This window comes from Trichocoleus sp. Lan, from assembly GCF_039961855.1.
In the GTDB taxonomy this organism is placed as follows: Bacteria; Cyanobacteriota; Cyanobacteriia; order Cyanobacteriales; family FACHB-T130; genus FACHB-T130.
In genome coordinates, this window is sequence record NZ_JAMPKA010000008.1 from 168360 (window position 1) to 189925 (window position 21566).

Here is a 21566-nt window from a genome sequence, read left to right on the forward strand (position 1 = left end):
CGTCCTAAAACCGACATCCAAGGTAGAGAGATTTTTAACTCAACTTTTCCCTAACCAGATTCTGAGCCAGTAGCTTTAAATTTATTAATTACAGGGGTTGGCTCCCCAAACTCCTCTTAGAAGCCCGAAGGAGCCTTGAAGATGGCTCTCCTTCACTCTATAGGGAAGGGGCTGGAGGTTGGGTCTGTATTGGACTCAACTGCAAACCGTTATCGTTGCTCAATCTTCGTCTTTCCTGTTCATCCTCCCAGTCTTAACCATCCAAACACATCCCCTACCGTTAGCCGCAGTTCTGTTAACAAGTCTGGAACAGGTAGCACGTCGAATGCTTCCTGCAACAATTCCGGTTGCTGTCCGGGAGGATAAACCAGCACGGAGCGTTCGTCTGGATCGAGTAGCCAGCCTAATTTGCTACCGTGTTTGAGGCAGTGCAGGATATTTCCGGTTACTTTGGTTTGACTTTGTTCTGGAGAGAGAACTTCAATTGTCCAATCTGGAGCAGCCTGAAATACATTGGCAATATCCCCATTTTCATCAAGAGGGATTCTATCCCAAGCAAACACCGCCACATCTGGCACGATTGACCGTCCGCCGAAGGTACACCGCAATTCCGGAAAAGCTAGGGCAATTCGCTTAGCCTCGACCACCTCATTAATAACAGTGACTAGCTTTCCCTGTAACTTGCTGTGCTTCCCTTGCGGCATTGGCTTTTGGATGCTTTGACCCTTGCTGTATTCGCTGGCTGGCTTAGTTTCTGGCAGCTTCAGAAACTCCTCTAGAGTCAAGGTTTTAGGAGGTGTATGTACCATAAGCGCTCGCATAAATGCCGCTACTATTACCCTACTCGTGCAGTTTCACTCCTCGAATTGACAAATCCAACAACTCTACCGGATGCATGATCGGAATTGTCTTCTCTTGAAGTTCTAAATGCTTGCTAATTTGGATCGTACAACCGGGATTTGCCGAAGCAATTAATTCAGCACCCGTATTCAGAAGATTTTCAACTTTTTGCTTACCCAATTCTCCAGCAACTTCAGGTTGCAGCATATTGTAAACCCCAGCACTGCCACAACATAACGCTGCATCCATCGGTTCTCGAAGTTGAACGCCTGGAATTTGGCGCAATAATTGGCGCGGTTGGACGCTAATTTTTTGCCCGTGCAATAAATGACAGGCATCTTGATAAACCAAAGTCAATGGTTGATCGGAAAGTGGGGAAAGTTTCGCCGTTATTCCGGCTTCGTATAGAAACTCTTGAGCGTCTTTTACTTTAGCGGCAAATTTTACGGCTTTCTCTTGATAATCGGGGTCATCTTGTAGCAGGTGTCCGTATTCTTTTAAAGTATGACCGCAACCAGCAGCATTGATGATGATGGCATCAACGTTTGTACCTTCAAAACTATCAATCATTTGGCGCGCGATCGCTTTTGCTTGTTCTTCCTGTCCTTGGTGATGTGGCAATGCAGCACAACACCCCTGAGCCTTTGGAATCACGACTTCACAGCCATTGGCAGTTAATACCCGTACCGTTGCTTCATTGACCTTTGAGAAGAATAGACGTTGCACGCAGCCCAAAATAACGCCCACTCGATAGCGTTTCTCACCCTCAGCCGAAATCACCTCTGGTAGGGTATCTACAAAGGTTCTGGGAGTAATTTCTTGCAGATTTGATTCCATCGCTGCTAAGCGGGGAGAAAGGCGTTGGAGTAATCCAGTCGAACGAACTAATTTCTGCAAGCCTAATTTCTGATAGACCATCAGAGGCGCTAGCAAAACCCGCAACCGATTAGGATAAGGAAATAGGGAAAAAATTAGTTTTCGATACAACTTGTCTGGCAAACTGCGCGAATAATTGCGTTCAATTTGGGGACGCATGGCAGTAATTAACTTGTCATACTGCACGCCAGAAGGACAGGTTGTGACACAGGCAAGACATCCTAAACAAGAGTCAAAATGCTGTACTGTTGCAGTATTTAGAGAAATCTCACCTTTATTGATAGCATCCATGAGATAAATTCTGCCTCTAGGAGAATCCATCTCTTTGCCAATCACCCGATAGCTGGGACAAGTAGATAGACAAAAACCGCAGTGAACGCAGCTATCAATTAACTTGGGATTGGGGGGATGATCGTTATCAAATCCGTTAATATTAATCGGGTTTGAGTCATCTAAATTTGTTAAAGAATTTTCTGATGTTTGCATGGATGAGTTTAATCTTCCCTACTTTTTAGACGGTGTTTTCTGCGATGAAAGCGCTTTGTTCACATTCCACCGATAAACCGACTTGGACTTAAAATATTTTCTGGATCAAATTGCGTTTTGATTTTCTGCATTAAATCCAGAGCGTTGCCGGTATAACCCCAGACATCTAGTTGCTGCTTCAAAGAGATCGGCGCTTCTAGAATTGTCAGAAACCCGCCGTGAGATTCACAGAGCGATCGCATCTGTTGTAAAAACGCGATCGCTGTTGTTTCAACAACGTCACTATTGCACCGCAATAGTCCCAACCCACTTCCAGCATGGATCAGACACATCACCGATGGGACGTAGATTTGCAGATGAGCCAAAATGGTCGCGGCGGCAGCTGGTAATACTCCTATTTTGCAAGCGATCGCTGCCTCTGTGTGGGATGCCCACATTTGTTCTTGTAACTTCTGCCATAACTCAGCCTCATCGGCATCTGAATACAAGACACCCTGTAAACCGAGATGTTGCCCCACTTCCAACCATCGAGCGCACTGTTCCTTCACGCTCGGCGATACACTTTGAAAGCGAGCGATCGCACCAATGCCCTCCCCTAACCCTAAACTAGCCACAATTTGAGTGGATAGCAGGTCAACAGCCGTGGGCGTTAAGGCTGAAGCGAGCAACGTTTTGGTGGCTGCGGCAATTTTTTCGGCTGTGCCAGTCAGCACTACGGTTGCAGATGCCTCAGGCAGGGGATAAACCCGAAACGTCACTTGACTGATAATCCCTAACGTTCCAAAAGAGCCGGTAAATAGCTTCATCATGTCGTAACCGGCAACATTTTTTACCACCCGACCCCCAGCTTTGGCAATCTGACCATCGCTGCGGACGAAAGAAAGACCCAGTAGCATATCCCTCACCCCACCATAGCGTTGTCGCAAAGAACCGCCCCCCGCAGTCGCAACAATACCACCAACCGTGGCGTCTTTTGGATAGGCTGGATCGAGGGCGAAAAATTGACCTTGTTGCGCTAGAATCTTTTGCAGTTCGGCAAATTTCATGCCTGCTTCGACCGTAACGGTTAAATCGCCAACCGCATGAGCGATTAAGCGATTCAGACGTTCGGTACTGACAACCAAATTGACCCCATCGACTAATCCGCCCCAACCTAGTTTGCTAGCGCTGCCACAGGGTAAGATGCCCCACCGATGCTGGTAGGCATAAGCCATAACCTGAGCGAGTTCTTCCTCGGTGCGGGGAGAAACAATGCAATCAAGGGTCGTTCCTGGTGCAATTGCTTGAGAGATTTGTGCTTTTCGAGTGGCTTCTATCTGTTCCCACGGCACAATACCAGAGCTGGGGAGGAGACTTTCAAGTTTTTGGGCTACGCTATTCATTGCTTAAAAAAACATCTGTGCGATCGCACTCAGGTGGACATGAACACTAGCAAAACATAAGCACGGTACGCAAGTAACACTCAGTTCTCGACGTAACATCATTTAATTATTTAGTTATAAATTTATTTCTTTATATCTCAAGATAGATGCAGCACTTCATACTGGTATTTGTGGGGTCTATTTCTCTCTTTAGACAGGTTTAATTGAATGGTTCGACGAAAGAATATACCGGCATTACAGCAAGCAAGAAGGGCAGGGACAACCCGATCTTACGATAGGGAAAGCTTGCTAAATCGAATTACAACCCGAATTCGCCAATCTTTAGAGCTACAAGAGATTTTGGCGACAACAGCGCGGGAAATTCGCTCATTTTTAGACATGGATCGGGTCAAAATTTACCGATTTCACCCAGATGCCAGTGGAGAAGTAATTGCCGAATCTATAAATGGCGATTGTTTACCCTCTATGATGGGGCTGCGGTTTCCAGCCGAGGACATTCCGCCCAATGCTCGTGAGTTGTTTGTCAAAGTCCGCCAGCGAGTCATTGTCGATGTCATTTCTAGGCAGAAAACTCAAGAACAGTTAGATTGCCTATCAACCGGCAAAAATTTAGTAACTAGAGACATCCGCTATTCCCCAGTCGATCCTTGCCACGTCGAATATCTGACGACGATGGGGGTGAGTGCTTCTCTCGCCGTGCCAATCCTACATCAAAACAGCTTGTGGGGGTTGTTGGTGTGTCACCACGCATCCCGGCGCAAATTCAGCGAACAAGAATTACAAATTGTTCAACTGCTCGTGGATCAGGTGTCGATTGCGATCGCGCAGTCCAATCTTCTTCAAACCGCACGCGAACAAGCTCAGCATGAATCAACAATTAACCAAATCAGTAGTCTACTCCACTCTCCGCTAAAAATTTCAGAAATTCGGCAGACCGTTTTAGAAGAAACCGTTAGCGCCTTACACGGTGCTGCTGGCAGATTGTACATTACAGCAGATACAACAGGTCAGCCTGCTCAACTTTATACGACTGGCGAGCAGCCACTCCAAGCTTGGATTGAAGAAACTCCTTTTTGGCAACAAATTATCTCCGGGAAACCGAACAGCGTCGGTATCCCAGACAGTCCTTCTGAAAACAAATCCAAAGATAACAATCAAGATTTCAGTCATCAGAATCTCATCAATCACGCTTCTAACTCTTGGTTTTTGCAGTCGGAATTTAATCCTCAAAATCATTCCCTTGAGTCTTCGCGTCACAGCTACTCCGTAGCTAGGGAAATATCAAATTTTAAAAGTCAAAATTTTCTCTACACCATCCCCGATTTATATCAAGAACCACAACTAAAATATGCAGTCCCTGCTTTTGAGCCAACGCCCATTCACTCTATTCTGATCGTGCCTCTCAGTTATCATCAGCAATGCGTGGGGTGTCTTACCATCTTCCGGCATGAGATGAATACAGAAACCCTATGGGCAGGTCGTCAGAATCCCGACGAACGGAATGTCCGCCCCCGCCAGTCATTTGAAGCATGGCGAGAAATCACCCAAGGACAGGCTAAAGAGTGGACACAAGAAGAACTCAAGCTGGCTCAATCGGTGGGAATCCACCTCTACATGGCAGTAATGCAAAGGCGAGTAGAGGATACAATCCGACATCAGGCGTCTCATGACCTCTTAACGGGTTTGCCCAACCGGCTGTTATTCAATGACCGGCTCTCTCTAGCGCTGGCAAGCACTCATCTGAATTGCGGCGATATGATGGCAGTGGTGTTTCTCGACCTGGATGGCTTCAAAACGATTAACGACACGCTCGGTCATGCCGTAGGCGATCTACTGCTGCAATGTGCGGCTCGACGCCTCACAGATTGCCTGCGAGAAACCGACATTGTTGCCCGTTGGGGTGGGGATGAATTCACCATTATGCTCTCCCCAATCACTTGTTTGGACGATGTTACCAAGATTGCGACAAGAATTCTGGGTGCCCTAAACGTTCCTTTTCATTTTGAAGATGTAGAGACTTATCACGATACCTCTTTACACATCAAAGCGAGTTTGGGGATTGCTTTAGCTCCTTATGATGGGGAAGACGCAGAAACGCTGTTAAAAAACGCCGATGCTGCGATGTACAGAGCCAAGCAACAAGGGCGCAATAATTATCAGCTATATACACCAGCCCTAGGGGCAAAAGCACTGGAACGGCTGAAATTAGAAAACCGACTTTACAAAGCCTTAGAACGTGAGGAATTTCTGTTGCACTACCAGCCGCAGGTAGACTTAAAAACAGGTCAAATCGTGGGCATGGAAGCGCTGATTCGCTGGCAATCTCCCGAACTAGGCTTAATTCCTCCTTATCAATTTATTCCTCTGGCAGAAGAAACGGGTTTGATCTCTCCGATTGGAGAATGGGTTTTGCGGACAGCTTGCAGGCAAAATCGTCTTTGGCAATCAGTTGGAGTGCCGCCAATCCGGATTGCCGTGAATCTTTCAGGTCGTCAAGTTCAGCAACCCACTTTAGTAAAAGTTGTTGAGCAAATTCTAGCTGAAACTGAGTTGGAACCTCGTTATCTGGAACTCGAAATTACTGAGAGCATTGCAATGCAAGATGTGGAATGGACAATTTCTGTGTTGCAGAAGTTGCAGGAACTGGGAATTCACATTTCAATGGATGATTTTGGGACGGGTTATTCCTCACTAAGTTATCTAAAACACTTTCCGCTCAATACGCTAAAAATCGACCGCTCATTTATTCGCGATCTCATGAAGAATACTCATGATGCTGCGATTATTAAGGCAGTCATGGCACTGGGTCACGGACTCAATTTAAAAGTGATTGCTGAGGGTGTTGAAACAGTAGAACAATTGGATTTTTTGTACTCAGTTCAGTGTGATGGTTTGCAGGGTTATCTGTTTAGTCCCCCGGTTCCGGCGGAAGCGGCAACAGAGATCCTTAAATCTAAAAGGTTAAAAAATCAAAGTTAGAGATTCTCAGTTTGTAGGACGGGGCGATGCTCTCAATGATTCTGGTGTACTCTAACGCGAAGAGCTGCGTCTAGCAGTATCCCTTGACGCGATCGCGTCCCTCTCTTTTCGCTTGATATAGTGCGTCATCGGCTGCTGCAATCAGCGCTGCCGGTGAAGACGTTAAACTGGGAACTATGCTGGCGACACCCAGACTCAGCGTGACGTAGGGGCTAACTGGAGAGTGGACGTGGACAATCTCTAAGCTTTTGACCATTGAACGGATCGACTCGGCGATGTAATTGGCACCCGCAGAGGGAGTGTTGGGCAAAATTAAGGCAAACTCCTCGCCTCCATAACGGGCAACTAAATCGGTTGAGCGCTTTAGCATCAACCGAATCGCACCAGCAACCTGTCGCAAACAGCTATCTCCAGCTTGATGACCGTAGGTATCGTTGTAAATTTTAAAACAGTCGATATCGCAGAAAATTAGCGATATTGGCGCTTGTTCTCGTCCCAGCCGCCGCCACTCTTGGGCAAGATATTCGTCAAACCTGCGCCGATTTGCCACCTGAGTTAAGCCATCCAGAGAAGCGATACACTGCAACTCCCGGTTGGCTTCCTCCAGCTGTTTAAAGAGGGAAGACTGCTGAATTGCGATCGCTAACCCGACGGACAATTGTTGCAACAACTTAATTTCATAAGGCTCCCAGTGACGAGATCCAGAGCATTGATGGACGCAGAGTATCCCCCACAAATGAATTTTGGCGGCTGGATTGGATAAAGAGGGACGGAGTGGGGCGGGATTGTTGCTATTCGATTCATTATTCGCTTCTCGGTTGCCTCCCTGTTCCCGAATCAAGATTGGCACCATCAAATTTGCCCGAATTCCTGCCCCTGCGAGTAACTTCACGTAACTCGCAGGCAGATCCGCTTGGTAAATATCATCCACCGCTGACACATACCCGGTGGTTTGAAATTTTTGGATATATTCCGCCTCAAAGCAGGGGTCATACAGCGAGACATCCAGAATCGATTCACAACCGGGTGCAACAGATTCGACGACAAAGCAAGCACCGCGAGCATCGAGCCGATAAAGAGCAACTCGTTCGGCTGGCAGAAAGTTTCGCACCTCTGCAACCGCTGTGTTAAGGATTTCGTTTAAATGCAACGATTGGCGGATGCGCCCTTGTATTCTTCCCAGCAAGCGCTCTCGCTCAATAGAAGAGCGTAATGCCTCCTCAGTTCGCGTCCGTTCTGTAATGTCAAGAAAACTCCAAACCCTGCCAATGATTTGTTCGCCGAGTCGGTACGGTGTGGAGTAGCGCTCAAAGATTTTCCCGTTTTTTAATTCCAGAATGTCGTATGCCTTAGCTTCTGGTTGCCTGGAAAGTTCCCAAACCAGCTTTAGAAAAGCTTCTGGCTCTTTCAACTGGTCTTTAAGAAAGACGATTTGTTCGTTAGCGCGAGGCGAGCCGATTAGGTCTTCGGGAACCTCCCACATCTGAAGAAACTTCTGATTGTAGCTGACAATATCTCCTTCTAGGCTCACTGCAACGATGCCGTCAGCAGTTGATTCAAGCGTAGCGCGCAGCAGAGAAAGCGATTTCTCAACTTTTTCCTCGGCGGTTTTACGCTCTGTAATCTCAATGTAAGCGATCGCAACGCCATAATCTTTGAGAGGAATGGGAATCGCAGTGACGTTAAGCCAGGTAATTTCATCCTGGTCATTCACAATTCCGATTTCTCGATTTTCAATCACCTTATTTTCTTTTAACGCCCGAACGCTAGCAAATTCTTCCGGTGGCATCGAGCTACCATCCGGTCGAACGATTCGCCATTCTTTGCTGTCGCACCTTCTATTTTTATGGTTTTCAATAGATAACTTTAGAATTTTTTCTGAAGCTTGGTTGGCTTCAACAATATTGCCGTTATTATCGGTGATAGAAATGCCAATTGGGAAGCATTGAAAAAGGATTTTATATTTTTCTTGACTTTCTCTTAATTCAGCTTCTGCTTGCTGGCGTTGGCTAATATCGCACGAAACAGCGATGATTTCTTGCACTGCTCCCGTATCCGGATGGCGGATAGTTCGGAGCGTAGTTTTAAACCAAATGTAATAACCTTGCCGATGACGAATTCGGTAGCTAATTGTGTTGATTTCTTGAAAATTTAGTTGAGTTGGATGTTCTCTTAAAGCAACCGGATCATTCTGAGCAAATTCCTCTATCAGGACTAAATCTTGCGGGTGGCAAAATTCAAGCACCGAGCGTCCCAGAAGTTCATCCGGCTTATATCCCAGTAAAATACTGCATACAGGTGAAACGTAGAGGTAAACACCTTCCGGAGTATGAGTGGAAATCATGTCGGTGCAGTCTGATGCCAGCAATCGGTCACGAGTTTCCCGCTTAGACAATTCTAAGTTTGAATAGCCGAACAAGTTTTCCGGTTTTGGGTTATGGCGATCGCTAACGACTGGCATCAGACTGGTTGGCGTCATGATTCCGACCAGTTGACCGGATTCATCCTCTACAATCAACAGATGGCGAATCTGATGGTGGTAAAATAGTCGGCTGATGGTTTGAATATCTTGTACTTGGGATTCGTTCAGGGTAATCAGCGGCTGGTTCATTAGTGCAGCGATCGCTACACCTTTAATGTCTCTACCTAGAGCCGTGACTCGAACCAAATCCCGTTCTGTAAAAATCCCGATGGGGGTTTGTTTCGCTAGTTGTGTTGGTTTTTCCGCTGTTATCTGCTCATTTACTACGATGACACAGCTAGCCCGCGCCCGACTCATCAATGCGATCGCTTCTGTGGCTAGCGTGTTAGGAGTTACCGTCAGAGGGTTGCGATCAATTGCTTGATGGAGCGGTAAAGCGTAAGGGTGGAGCATAGAGAACACATCATTAGTTTCTTTAATAGAATTAACCATTCTTATTAATTATTTTAAATTTTAATTGAACGAAGCGGAACCGTTTGCTGGGTAATGTGGTAGGCAGTAAGCATAGATGTGGCGATTGAATCGCATCTGAGTAAACGACTATGGCTTTACAGATAGCTTTTTAAGCAATGAAACAATTGTATTTTGTAATAAAAAAACCAGCTAGCTAAAAATTCTCACCAAATAAAGGGCTGAAGGCATTAACATTCTTTATCAACTTTCCTGCCAAACCCGGACAAGACAGCAATTAACTTATAAAAAAAATCTGAAATCTGCTGCCAAGGGTGCCTTAAAACAGAATGGTATTTCCTCAAAGGTTAACCCGATCCGTCGCATTGCCAACGCTAGTTAGTCAAAAATCTTCGCTCTATCACTGAAAAGCTAGCTATGTTCGTGCCTACGAACCCCTTTGGCTCATGTCTGTTAGAGAATTAATTCCAGCAGCCAGCACAAAAAGTCAACCGATCTAGAACAATCCTATTTGAGTTGTGAGATGCTAGCAGTTCAAATCCCCAGCTTCTCCTTCAAACTCAGAAATCTCGCCTTTCTCGAATCCTTGAGGACTGCTTTAATTAAGTTTAGATATTTCTTTCTTGAAACAGGTCGAAAAGTATTCGCTGGCTTTTATCCTCAACAATCAAAAATTTTATCAAATCTCCCTTTTGACCTTATTTTTTCGCCTTAGCATAATTTTCAAAAAAATTTGTATTTATTGGAACAAAATACTCGTAATGCTAAACGCCTATAACCTTTCACGAAGTAAACCATAAAAACTTATAATTAATAAAATTAATTTTTTATTTTACTAAACTTATTAATATATTGTAGTTGTTGTCTTGTTTGAAAAAACGATCTAGTTTAAACAGAGGTACTCAGCCCTGGGCTTGGTAAATTAAACGAAGGCGCATTGCTGAATGCCAACAGCTAAACACATATCCAAATCTAGAAAATTTAAAAATCCTAAGATGTTTGACTTTCTTAATCCAATCCTAGGGCGTCATCCAGAACGTAACAAAGCCAACGTTGAAATCTATACTTGGCAAACTTGCCCCTTTTGCATCAGAGCCAAGATGTTGCTCTGGTGGAAGGGCGTCAACTTTACTGAGTATAAAATTGATGGTGATGAGGCAGCCAGAGCGAAGATGGCTGAACGTGCCAACGGGCGTCGAAGCGTGCCGCAGATATTCATCAATGAGAAGCACATTGGTGGGAGCGATGACCTCTATCAACTAAATACAGGCGGACAATTAGACCCCTTACTGGCTCAACCCGCCGTTCAAGGCTAGAATCAGCCAATACAGGTGAATTTCGTTTGTATAGTCGGTACGGGCACAAGCGCATGGCTATTGCAATTCCGCCACCGGAAATTGAGGACTCTGCTTACCTAGTTCACCGACAATGGATGATTCGAGCGCTGGAACTTGCCGAGAAGGCGGGTGATGCTGGGGAAGTGCCAGTGGGAGCAGTAATTGTGAGTGCAGATGGTAACTTGATTGCAGAGGGTGAAAATCGCAAAGAACGTGACAAAGACCCGACTGCCCACGCCGAAATTTTAGCTCTTAGAGCTGCTGGGCAAGCAATGCAGAACTGGCACCTTAACGAATGCACGCTCTACGTCACCTTAGAACCTTGCCCCATGTGCGCTGGTGCGATCGCGCTAGCACGTCTGCGACTTCTCGTTTACAGTGTGGACGATCCAAAAACTGGCGCGATTCGTACCGTTGCCAATATTCCAGATAGCGCTTGCTCTAACCACCGCTTGCCGGTCATAAGTGGTATCTTAGAGTCTGCCTGCCGCCAACATCTGCAATCTTGGTTTGCCCAGCGGCGCTTAAAAAGTCAAAAGTAAAAAGGCAAAAGGCAAAACAAAAAAATTGCTCTTATTTATGTTTACTTTTACTCTGCTAATGACAGCATGAGAACTGTCCTTCTACTACAAGACAGATGCCGTAATCATACATAAGCTGGAATTATGAATGCTGTGAGAAGTTTTATTCGTGATGACTCAGTTCGACCCCTCTGAACAAACGATAGAGACGCCGAAATCTGTCAAGGTAGTTCCTGTTACTTCCCGTGTTTTACCTTGGCTAGCTTCCTTAGGCTATAAGGTGACAAAATATCTTGTCATTCCCTTTTACTTTGGTAAAGCCGAAGTCACCGGACAAGAAAATATCCCTGCTACCGGGCCGGTAATCCTAGCTCCTACCCATCGCTCTCGCTGGGATGCGTTTGTCGTGCCTCATGCGGCTGGACAACCTGTGACGGGTCGTGACCTGCGGTTTATGGTGTCAGCAGATGAAATGAAAGGGTGGCAAGGCTGGTTTATCAGCCGCATGGGAGGGTTCCCAGTAGATACCCGAAATCCGGGAGTTGGCACTTTTCGTCATGGCGTCGAAGTTCTCCGGCAGGGAGAAGTGCTGGTCATCTTCCCGGAAGGCGGCATCTACCAGGATACGCAAGTTCACCCCCTCAAGACGGGTTTAGCTCGAATTGCCTTGCAAGTGGAATCTAGCCAACCAGAATTGGATGTCAAAATTGTGCCGATTAGCGTCCGTTACGGCAGCCCAGTGCCGCATTGGGGCTGTGGTATAAAAGTTAACATTGGTGAGCCGATCTCAGTCGCGAATTATTGCAGCAATACGCCAAAACAAAGTGCGAAAAAACTAACCGCCGATTTAGAAGCGGCGCTTAAACAGATAGATGGATGCGAAGTAGAAGAGGCGGATACGCTCTCTACTGCTCCCCCTTTAAATGAAGTATCGGGCGCTCAGTCATCGTTTTAACCTTTCTATAGAAATTCTCATTCATTCGCAAACAAGAGCTTTTAGGGAATCAGTAATGGGAGACGGCTCATTACTCACGACCATTACCGCTATTTCTATATATCCAGCAATATACTCTGATTGCCGATAAAAGACTGAGTAGGGGCACAGCAGTGCCCCTACTCAGATGCCCAAGGTTAATTCCCAGCTGTTCAAAGTTCCTGTATCCATCTGGGCATAATCCACGACCCACAACTGCCAGATGCCTGCTACGGGTTTGTTGAGAAGTTGCTGGAGTGCGGGTGTATTTTGCAGCGTGTAGGTGGCTTGCAATTGAGTTGTAGAACCCAGAGTGCGACCTTGCAACAGCACCGTAATTCCGTTAGGACTCCTCACCCTAACTTCGATATCCCCCAAAAACTGGTGTTGAATGTTGACGCTGACTTGGATATCTCGTAAAGGACTGGCGTAAGTTACGTTAATTGCGCTGGTAACGCCTTGGGAGTTGTAGTCGGGAATGGGGACGAGGTTGTCATTGCGTCCGTGCAAGGCTTGGGAGGCTTGGGAGGGTTGGACGCGCTGCTGCTGGGCAGCTTGAACAGCTTTAAAAGCGTTGACTTTGCCATAGCCGAACCACTGCGAGAAACCGTTTGCATCGTAACTGCCCAATCGAAAAGTCAATTGGGGGTCGGGGTCGGGGTCAACGACTTTGTCAGCGGTTTGTTGCAGAATTTGCCTGACTTCTGTTGCAGTTAAATCGGGATTAGCTGACAGAATGAGGGCAGCGACGCCTGCGACAACGGGACAAGCACTGGAGGTGCCGCCAAAGTCACTGGTGAAGTTGCTGCTGTCGTAGCCAGCGGCTCCGAGTCGGTCAGTGGTAAAGATGCCCAATCCAGGCAGCAATGCTCTGACTTCGGGGGCGGTACTGACATAGCCGGTTTGTTCAAACCACATTCCCGGCGGCGCATTGTTACTGGGGGCACAGACAGAGACGTTGGTTCCCCAGTTACTGTAGGCAGATTTTTTGTTGAGGCTGGTACAAGCAGAAACTGCGATCGCATCTGGATGAACGGTGAAACCGCCTAGCCACTGGGTAGGGCCTTTTAGCAGGTTATTAGGCCATCCCTGCTCGTTAATCGTGCCACTGATGGGACGATTTGCATTCCCGGCAGCAAAGACGATGACACATCCTTTACCGTCTCGTCCTTGGGTCGCGGCACGAGTTAGGGCGGCACGTTGCCGCAGAGACAGGGGAAAGTAGACGGCTGCTGGCCCCCAGCTACAGGAAATAACCGCAGCACCGTTGTTGGTAGCCCAGTCAAAGAGTTGTTCGATGGTTTCGTCATCTAGATAGCCGGTGGTGCGGAGGGGCATCAGGGCACAGCCTGGGGCGACTCCTACAATGCCGGTGCCGGTTTCTTCTGCGACTGCAACCCCAGCACAGGCGGTTCCGTGGTTTTCATTGTCATCTCCAGGTAGCGGCAAGAAGTCTTGTTCTTTGAAGTCTTTAGGAGCAACAATTTTGCCGGTTCCCTGAAAATCTGGGTGGTTGAGGTCGAAGCCATCATCTGCCACTGCGACAACGATGGAACGGATGCCTTTGGTGATATCCCAGGCTTTCTCAACCGAAATATGAGAACCGACTGCTATCTGAGATCCGCCAAGGTTGTTGAGATACCATTGCTTGGGATAGAGGGAATCTTTGGGTCGGTAGTGCTTTTCTTGTCGAACAACGATATTGGGTTCGGCGGTAAGTACCTCTTGTCGCCCCATTAAGCGGTTGGCAATTTTAATGGGATTTTCCCGTGCTTGCGAACTGACCTCGAAGACGAAGGTGTTGGGAATACCGCTAACGGGTCGCAGCAATTGTAAGCCAAATAAGGATGCGATCGCTCTTTGCGTTTCTTCATCCACCGATGGGGCAAATTGAATTGTCACCTGATCCGTTAGATAAACTAACGTCTGCGGATTCTCCTTAAGTTTATAGACATGACTGGCAAAGGCGACATCCTCAGATTCTCTTGCCGCCTGCATGGCTTCGTCTCGCTGGGATGGGTCAACAATGAATTCTTGTAGGGGAGGAGTCATCCCGCTTCTACCGGGGATTTCCTGGTGTGCTTGGGCGGGAATCGTTTGCGCCAACTCCTCAGATGCAGCGTCGGGGGTAGCGGGGCGAACCGTGAAGCGATCGCTCACTTTCTCCAATGCCAGTTCTTCACCCCCCCGCTGTAAAATACGACCGACGCTTTCTTCTGGCACACTACCCGCAGATTGGTCATTGCTCATTGGTAAACAGCTAAGTTTTAACTTTTTATTTTTATTCTCTATAGCAATTCTATTCTTTTTGTAACATCATAGTATCTCTTGATTCTTCTTTTCTGTTTTATCGATATTGTATTTTTAATCTCAATGAAATTCTTAGATTTCTTGACAATTATTGTAAATTACTTTATTACCTGCTAACAAGTTTTACTAAAATTAAAGAATCGGTAGTTCAACTAAAAAACAGGTGATTTTGGATTCGCTTTCCACTTTAATTGTTCCTCCTAAATAAGCTACCATTTTTTGAACCAATGCCAGGCCTAGACCAGTTCCGCCATGCTTCCACGGATCATTACTTGGAATGCGGTAGAACTTATCAAAAATTCGGGGAATTTCATCCGTGGGAATTTCAATCCCAGAATTAGTCACTTCGAGCTGAAGCTTTTCTGATTTAGCACGGACAGCTACCTTAATTTTTTCTCCTTGCGGAGTATATTTACAAGCATTATTCAGCAGCTCGGTGAGGATGCGTGCTAAACAGAATGGATCGGAGATTAGAATCGGCAGTTCTTCGGGAATCTCTACTTGTAAGATTTGCTTGTGTTTGTGGGTTCGCTGTTCAAAAGGTTCTACGATATGGGGAATCCAGTCTTGTAGATGAATCGCTGTTTTTTCTAAAGGATGCGCCTCTGCATTGAGTTGCTGTAAGTGGAGTAGATCGTTAATCAGATTAATCTCTCGGTCACACTCATTATTTAACAGCTCAAAATAGCAATAACCTGGGTGTCTCTCCGCACTTTTATTAGCGATTTCATCCCGCCAATTGCAGGTTTCTTCCATAATCACTTCCAACATCTGAATTGCCATTTTCATGTTGGATACGGGGGTGCGTAACTCATGAGAAACCGTACTCAAAAAATCATCTTTGAGAAAATTGAGTTTTTCTAATTCCTCAACTTGAGCCAGTGAAGCTTGGTAAAGTCGGGCTTGGCGAATTGCGATCGCGCATTGATTAGCAACCTGCTGTAATAAGCGAATCTCTAGTTCGTTAAAAATATATTCCCGATCGTTTAATAACCACAGATCGCCCAAAACCCCTTGGTCATCAAAAATCGGACAAGCCAAAACTGAAAATTCACCGGAAACCGGCTGAATTGGGTTAGGGCCTATTTTGCAAAATTGTAAATGCTTTCCTTGCAATAATTGGGAGTAAATCGCCGGATTACTTGCCATTTGGATTTCGCTTCCCTCAGATGAAGGCATGGAAAGCGTGTACTCATAGCAAACCGTGGAAGTAGCCCCATTAATGTCATATAACGCCGTATCGCAGTATGTAACTCCCAGCACTTGTGCTAATTCTTGCACGGCTGTTTGCAAAATTTGGCTCTCATCAAGGCTGTCACGCACTTTATCAGTAATTCGTTTGAGCATCGCTTCAAATTTGAGAGCTTGCTGCAACTGGCTGGTGCGTTCCTGTACCTGGTGTTCGAGGTTTGTGTTGAGCCGCTGCACCTGTTGGTAAAGTTCAGATTGTTGAATCGCGATCGCTACCTGAATTGCCAACGAACTGAGAAAATCAATCTCCCACGGTTGCCAGTGCCGAGGTTGCGAACAGTGATGAGCAATCAACAGCCCCCACAACTGAGTGCTATCCGTGCTAGGGGCTATTTGGGAACTGAGCGAAGGTTCCTCCCGGCTCGCCGGTTCCCTTTCCTCAGCCCTGTTTTGCAAGATGGGCACTACCAAATTAGCTTTGACTTGAAACTGAGACATTAAATCGATGTAACACTGTTTCAAGCCAGCGTTGTAAATATCCTCCGTAGCTCGGATACGACCCTGTTTGTAGGGCTTGACATAGTTTTCAGCAAAGCACGGATCTACAATGGTTTTCCCTAAAATAGGAGTCCAGCGCTCATCTACAGATTCCACCTCCACCATGCCACTCCAATCTGGATTGAAGCGATAAATCACCACTCTATCGGTCTGAAGAAATTGCCGCACCTCGCTGGCTGTAGTATTGAGAATTTCCTCTAGATTCAGAGATTGGCGGATGCGCTCTAGCATCGCTCCCATTAGCCGTTGTCGCTGATTTTGCTGTCGTAATTCTTCCGCTGCTCGACTCGCTTGGAGGAGACGACGCATCCGTTGGCGCAGCACTGCCCAGTGAACCGGCTTAGTCACGTAATCGGTAGCACCTGCCTCAAACGCCTGATTGACAGATTCTCGGTCATCAAGACTGGTAATGATTAAAACAGGTGTGCGATCGCCTTGAGGAAGTGATTTTAACTGGCGACAACAACTAAAGCCATCCAGAATCGGCATCAACGCATCTAGCAACACAATATCTGGATGTAGGCTGATGTAAGCAGCTAATCCTTCCTCTCCATCACTTGCCTCTGCCACTGTGTAGCCTTCGTGTTCAATCATGGCGCGCAGCTGCATCCGCGTGAATTTGTCGTCGTCAACAATCAGAACAAGGTAGGAATCTGGTTCGGTGCAAGTAATATTCATTGCTGACTTGATTGTGCTTCCATCTGCAAAGCCGTTTTCACTTTTTCATACTCTGTTTCAATCTGTACAACAATTTTGGATGCACCCGCAATTTCTCCAGTCCGGCTCATCGCTTCTAGCTGTTTACACAAAGTAGCCAGTTGTACTGCCCCAAGAGCGGCACTGCTGGCTTTCAAAGTATGAGATGCTTGCCTGAGCGCGATCGCATCTTGGTTACTCGCTGCCGTCTCCATTGCTTGCAGCAGTTTGGGAGCATCTTCTAAATAGCAATGAATCAATTGAGTCAATAAATTTGAGGCTTTCCCTCCCACTGTTTTAGCAAATGCTTCCAGGATCTTCGCATCAATAGGAGTACTGAATGATAATGTTACATCGCTACCCTGTCCGCACTCAGTATTCAGTGAAGTAGTGGCTTCGCCCTCTCTTTTTTTGACTTCCCCAATCCCCGACTTCCCTGCACCTCTGTATCGCTGCACCTCAGTGCCCCTGTACCTCAGCAAAGCCTGAACTAACTCTTCCTTCCGGAGCGGCTTGCTGATATAGTCGTCCATGCCAGCTTCCAGACACGTTTCGCGATCGCCTTGCATGACATTCGCCGTCATGGCAATAATCCAAGGTTTTGCGCTCCCATCGGTTGCCAATTCTTTTTGGCAGATGTTACGACTCGTCTCTAAACCGTCCATTTCTGGCATCTGCACATCCAGCAGCAGCAGATCGTAGGGTTGACACCGCAAAGATTCCAGCACTTCTAACCCATTGTTCACAACATCGGCTCGATATCCCAACTGTTGAAGTATGTGCAAAGCAACCTTCTGGTTCACCCGATTATCTTCGGCGACAAGAATTCGGAGGGGAAGACTTTCGGCAAAGGGGAGCTGAAACTCAGGGAAAGTAAAGGGTGCGCAATGCACCTTGATCGGCTCTCGTACCAACAGATCGCTCAAGGTATTGTAAAGCTGAGATTGTTTAATCGGCTTATTCAGGAAGGTTGCAAATTTTACTCGATCTAACTGTTTCCCCCCCGGTTCCTTGCCAAACGTTGTCAACATCACCACGGGTAATGCTTGAGCGTTCGGTAAGGAGCGAATTTCTGTCGCTAGGCTCAAGGCGTCCATCCCTAAAATTTGCCTATCGAGAATCACCATATCAAAACGCTCTCCTTGCCGAAGCCAGTTTAACGCCTGGGCACCCGATTCAGTTGCCTTCGGCATCATTCCCCAAGATTGCGTTTGCAAAATCAAAATCTGGCGGCTAGTAACGTTGGCATCCACAATTAATAGCCGTTTTCCAGCTAACTGCGGCTGGACAGCATCGAGTTCAACAAGTGGACAGCCAGGAAAATCTCGGACGACGATCGTGAAATAAAAGGTGGAGCCGCGTCCCACTTCGCTTTCAACCCACATCTGACCCGCCATCATTTCACTCAAGCGTTTGCTAATCACCAGTCCCAAGCCGGTTCCCCCATATTGACGGGCGGTAGAGGCATCAACCTGGCTAAACGACTTAAATAAACGATTGATTCGGTCTGAAGGAATCCCAATTCCGGTATCTTTGACGGAAAATTGGATTTCGTAATAGGTTTTAGGGAATGAATCAGGGGCAATGGATGATTGGTTTTCTTGTCGGTGACTAATTATTGCTGACTCCTGATTAACCATTACTTCTGTTGCTGTTACAGAAACCACGACTTCTCCAGCAGAAGTAAATTTAATTGCATTACTTAGCAAGTTCACCAGAATTTGGCGCAGTCTGATTTCATCTCCTAGCACGATGCTAGGTGTTCCTGTCTCAATTCGGTAAGCAAGTTCTAAGCCTTTTTCAAAAGCATGGGGAGCGAGTAAATCTAAGGCAGCTTCAATGCAATCTAACAAGTTTAAAGGTTGTTCTTCTAATTCCAGCTTGCCAGACTCGATTTTTGAAAAGTCGAGAATGTCATTAATAATTTTCAGTAAGGAATCGCCACTGCTACTGATAATCTCGACAAACTTTCGTTGCTGGAACGTTAGTTCTGTATCCAATAGCAAGCTTGCCATTCCAATGACTCCGTTCATCGGAGTGCGGATTTCATGGCTCATCATCGCCAGAAATTCGCTTTTAGATCGCGTTGCTTCCAGTGCTGCCATCCGTAGGGCAACTTCAGCTTGTACGGCTTTTTGAGCGGAGAGTCGCAGTTCCAATTCATCAATGACGATGGCGGCTAGGTCTTTGAGAGTTGCCTTTTCTGCTTCGGTCACTTGACGGGGTTGAGAGTCGATTACACAAATAGTGCCTAAGTTGAAACCATCGCGTGTCTGCAAGGGAGCCGCTGCGTAAAAGCGAAGTCCAAATTCCCCAGATACTAAGGAATTTGCTAATGTCCGGGGGTCTACTTCGGCATCCAGAACGGTGTAAACGTCTTCTTGCAAAATCGCACTGGCACACAGTCCAGGTTCGCGTTCAATTTGCTGAACTTCTAGCCCATGATGGGATTTAAACCAGATCCGGTCGTGGTCAACGATGCTAATAATGGAAATCGGGACATTAAAAAACCGGGCAGCTAGAGCTGTAATTCGGTCAAAGGCTCCATCTGGAGGTGTGTCAAGAATGTCGTAGCGACGCACTGCGGCGAGTCGGTCAGCTTCGTTATCGGGAATCATTGTTATATCAACTATCAATGGATTGTCTGGCTGACATACCTGGAGGTAGACACCACTTTCATCCTTCTCTACATTCTTGCGGTTATGTCAATTTATAATTTTTGTTTTTAGAATTGCTCGGAAACTAGCAACCCAGCCCATGCTAATTCCTGTTTGAGGGCTTTAAGTTGCTGTTGCTCCACAAGTAGCGCGTTTGAGCCTATTGTTAAATTGCAGGAGGGATTGGAATGTAGCATGAATAGCGATCGTTTTAAAAACGACTGCATTAAGACCCCACAGTATCACTACTTTAACAAGTTCTACGGTCGTTACTTTCCCTTTCTCTATCTAGGGGAGTACAGGATGAATAAGGTGTGTTTCCGGGTATACAACCGTCAGTAACAAAAGAGCGATCGCTCTTTACTTGCGCCAACTGAATCTGAAGCCAAGTTTGGCAATGCTTTGTTAAAGTTGGTTGCAGATTACTGAAATAGCCACTCGTTTTAAAAAACCACCCAATGACTATTAGCAAAAACTTCTACATCTCAAGAGAAGATTACCTAGAGGGAGAGCGAGTCAGTCCTATCAAACATGAGTATAGGCGAGGGCAAGTTTATGCAATGGTAGGGGCAAAGAAGCCTCATATTATTATTGCTGGCAACTTAGTTACTTTGTTCAATAATCACCTTGAAGATAGCCCCTGCATTGTTCTTTCTTCAGATATCAAAGTCAGGCTTGAGTCAGCAGACTGCTATTACTATCCCGATGTTGCAGTAACTTGCGATGAGCGGGATACAAACTCTACAGATGACTTCATCCTCTATCCCATCTTGGTCATTGAAGTGCTATCTCCCTCAACAGCAGCTTTTGATAGAGGAGAGAAATTTGCTGACTATCAAACGTCGCCATCTTTACGAGAATATGTGTTAATTCATCAATCTCAGATGAGTGTCGAGTGTTTTCGCCTTTCTGATTCAGGCAATTGGGTTTCTCAAATCTACCGACAAGGAGATGAAGTTTACTTTGCAAGTATCGATTTTCGCTGCGATATTGCTTCCATCTATCGGAAAGTCCCTGGACTTCAGAATGCTAATGCGTGAACATGAGAGCGATCGCTATCTTGTCCCAACCGATTTTGAAACCAAGTCGGTGGAAACAATTAAAGTAAAGACCATCGAACCTGCGCCCTCACCGACAACCTATTTAAACTCCATCTCCTAAATCGTCTAGGTCATCTACAGTTAATGGTGATTGAGCGCTATGGCGGACGTACAACACGTAAACTGTAGTCTCTCGAATAGTAAACAACACTCGATATATATTTTTGGCTTTCCCGTAAAGTAACTGTCGGACTTCTTCAGGAAAAATTTCGCGTTCAACTGCCAAAGCACAGCGTTGGGGCTTCTCTTGGAGTGTTGCGATCGCGTTCATCAACCCTCGAAACCAGCGATCGGCAAATTCGGGATTACGCTCTCGATACCATTGGTAGACTTGCTCGATCTGAGCTTCGGCAATCGGGGTAATCTCAACCTGAAATGTCATACTTTTGCTGCATTTCTTGGATGAAATCTCCGATAGGGCGAGTTTGACCGCGCTCCAGTTCCTCAAAGCCTTGTTGAATGCCTGCAATTGTTTCCAACTGATCGATTAGTTGGCGTATTTTGGTGGGATCGATTTTGCCAGGATCGAGAAAGGTGATCAGAACTTGGGTGCGATCGCTCACATCCTGTGGCAGTTCGAGCAGTTCAATTTGTCCGTTCTGATAAATGCCTTCAACAGTTTTTAGCATAGGTAGCAATAGGGTTGATAATTCTCTCAATTCTACTGATTTTCCCCTGCGCCCTTGCCGACAACCTATAGCAGTGCGATCTGCTTTGCTCTTCTCGCTTGCGCGATCGCAACTTTGCCGGTTGCATAGAGCGCTAGC

At 46.3% G+C, this 21566-nt stretch carries 14 protein-coding genes; 5 read left to right on the top strand and 9 right to left on the bottom strand.

Annotated features, from left to right (window positions below):
• Positions 1 to 239 precede the first annotated feature (239 nt).
• From NDA03_RS09630 to NDA03_RS09640, 3 genes are read right to left on the bottom strand one after another with little or no spacing between them, the layout of a single operon-like run.
• Positions 240 to 809, bottom strand: a complete 570-nt coding sequence (locus NDA03_RS09630) for a Uma2 family endonuclease (RefSeq protein ID WP_348237907.1) — start codon at positions 807 to 809, stop codon at positions 240 to 242.
• A 31-nt stretch (positions 810 to 840) separates the two neighbouring features.
• Positions 841 to 2202 carry a heterodisulfide reductase-related iron-sulfur binding cluster gene (locus NDA03_RS09635; RefSeq protein WP_190525753.1) on the bottom strand — a complete coding sequence of 454 codons (1362 nt, stop codon included), beginning with the start codon at positions 2200 to 2202 and terminating at the stop codon, positions 841 to 843.
• Positions 2203 to 2261: 59 nt separating this feature from the next.
• Positions 2262 to 3584 carry an FAD-binding oxidoreductase gene (locus NDA03_RS09640; protein WP_190525755.1) on the bottom strand — a complete coding sequence of 441 codons (1323 nt, stop codon included), beginning with the start codon at positions 3582 to 3584 and terminating at the stop codon, positions 2262 to 2264.
• 207 nt (positions 3585 to 3791) lie between these two features.
• On the opposite strand from NDA03_RS09640, the gene NDA03_RS09645 reads away from it, so the two are divergent.
• Positions 3792 to 6563 carry an EAL domain-containing protein gene (locus tag NDA03_RS09645; protein WP_348237908.1) on the top strand — a complete coding sequence of 924 codons (2772 nt, stop codon included), beginning with the start codon at positions 3792 to 3794 and terminating at the stop codon, positions 6561 to 6563.
• A gap of 70 nt (positions 6564 to 6633) precedes the next feature.
• Here the strand turns inward: NDA03_RS09645 and NDA03_RS09650 are convergent, their stop codons facing one another.
• On the bottom strand, positions 6634 to 9477 hold the full coding sequence (locus tag NDA03_RS09650) for a diguanylate cyclase (protein ID WP_348237909.1): 2844 nt from the start codon (positions 9475 to 9477) through the stop codon (positions 6634 to 6636).
• Between the two features lie 974 nt (positions 9478 to 10451).
• Here NDA03_RS09650 and grxC point away from each other — a divergent pair.
• The 3 genes from grxC to NDA03_RS09665 all read left to right on the top strand — a co-directional run bounded on the left by grxC (position 10452) and on the right by NDA03_RS09665 (position 12269).
• Positions 10452 to 10772 (top strand): glutaredoxin 3, encoded by a 321-nt coding sequence (gene grxC, locus NDA03_RS09655; RefSeq protein ID WP_348237910.1) that lies wholly within the window; start codon positions 10452 to 10454, stop codon positions 10770 to 10772.
• A gap of 53 nt (positions 10773 to 10825) precedes the next feature.
• Entirely contained in the window at positions 10826 to 11335 is a 510-nt protein-coding gene (tadA, locus tag NDA03_RS09660; RefSeq protein WP_348237911.1) for a tRNA adenosine(34) deaminase TadA, read from the top strand.
• A 151-nt stretch (positions 11336 to 11486) separates the two neighbouring features.
• Entirely contained in the window at positions 11487 to 12269 is a 783-nt protein-coding gene (locus NDA03_RS09665) for a 1-acyl-sn-glycerol-3-phosphate acyltransferase (protein ID WP_348237912.1), read from the top strand.
• Positions 12270 to 12431: 162 nt separating this feature from the next.
• Here NDA03_RS09665 and NDA03_RS09670 read toward each other — a convergent pair whose 3' ends face one another.
• From NDA03_RS09670 to NDA03_RS09680, 3 genes are all read right to left on the bottom strand, one after another.
• Positions 12432 to 14537: a S8 family serine peptidase gene (locus NDA03_RS09670; protein ID WP_348237913.1), complete on the bottom strand. Its 2106-nt coding sequence runs from the start codon at positions 14535 to 14537 to the stop codon at positions 12432 to 12434.
• 192 nt (positions 14538 to 14729) lie between these two features.
• The gene (locus NDA03_RS09675) at positions 14730 to 17024 is read right to left on the bottom strand and encodes a GAF domain-containing protein (RefSeq protein WP_348237914.1); all 2295 of its coding nucleotides are present in this window, start codon (positions 17022 to 17024) and stop codon (positions 14730 to 14732) included.
• Positions 17021 to 19660, bottom strand: coding sequence for a response regulator (locus tag NDA03_RS09680; protein WP_348237915.1), 2640 nt, complete (start codon positions 19658 to 19660; stop codon positions 17021 to 17023). Before NDA03_RS09680 ends, NDA03_RS09675 begins: the two co-directional genes overlap by 4 nt.
• A 497-nt stretch (positions 19661 to 20157) precedes the next feature.
• Here NDA03_RS09680 and NDA03_RS09685 point away from each other — a divergent pair, with 497 nt between their 5' ends.
• Entirely contained in the window at positions 20158 to 20739 is a 582-nt protein-coding gene (locus tag NDA03_RS09685; RefSeq protein WP_348237916.1) for a Uma2 family endonuclease, read from the top strand.
• Between the two features lie 103 nt (positions 20740 to 20842).
• Here the strand turns inward: NDA03_RS09685 and NDA03_RS09690 are convergent, their stop codons facing one another.
• Together NDA03_RS09690 and NDA03_RS09695 are read right to left on the bottom strand one after the other, a co-directional pair.
• Positions 20843 to 21181 carry a type II toxin-antitoxin system RelE/ParE family toxin gene (locus NDA03_RS09690; protein ID WP_348237917.1) on the bottom strand — a complete coding sequence of 113 codons (339 nt, stop codon included), beginning with the start codon at positions 21179 to 21181 and terminating at the stop codon, positions 20843 to 20845.
• A complete protein-coding gene (locus tag NDA03_RS09695) occupies positions 21165 to 21428 on the bottom strand; it encodes a hypothetical protein (protein ID WP_348237918.1) in 264 nt (87 codons plus the stop codon). Before NDA03_RS09695 ends, NDA03_RS09690 begins: the two co-directional genes overlap by 17 nt.
• Positions 21429 to 21566: the final 138 nt, after the last annotated feature.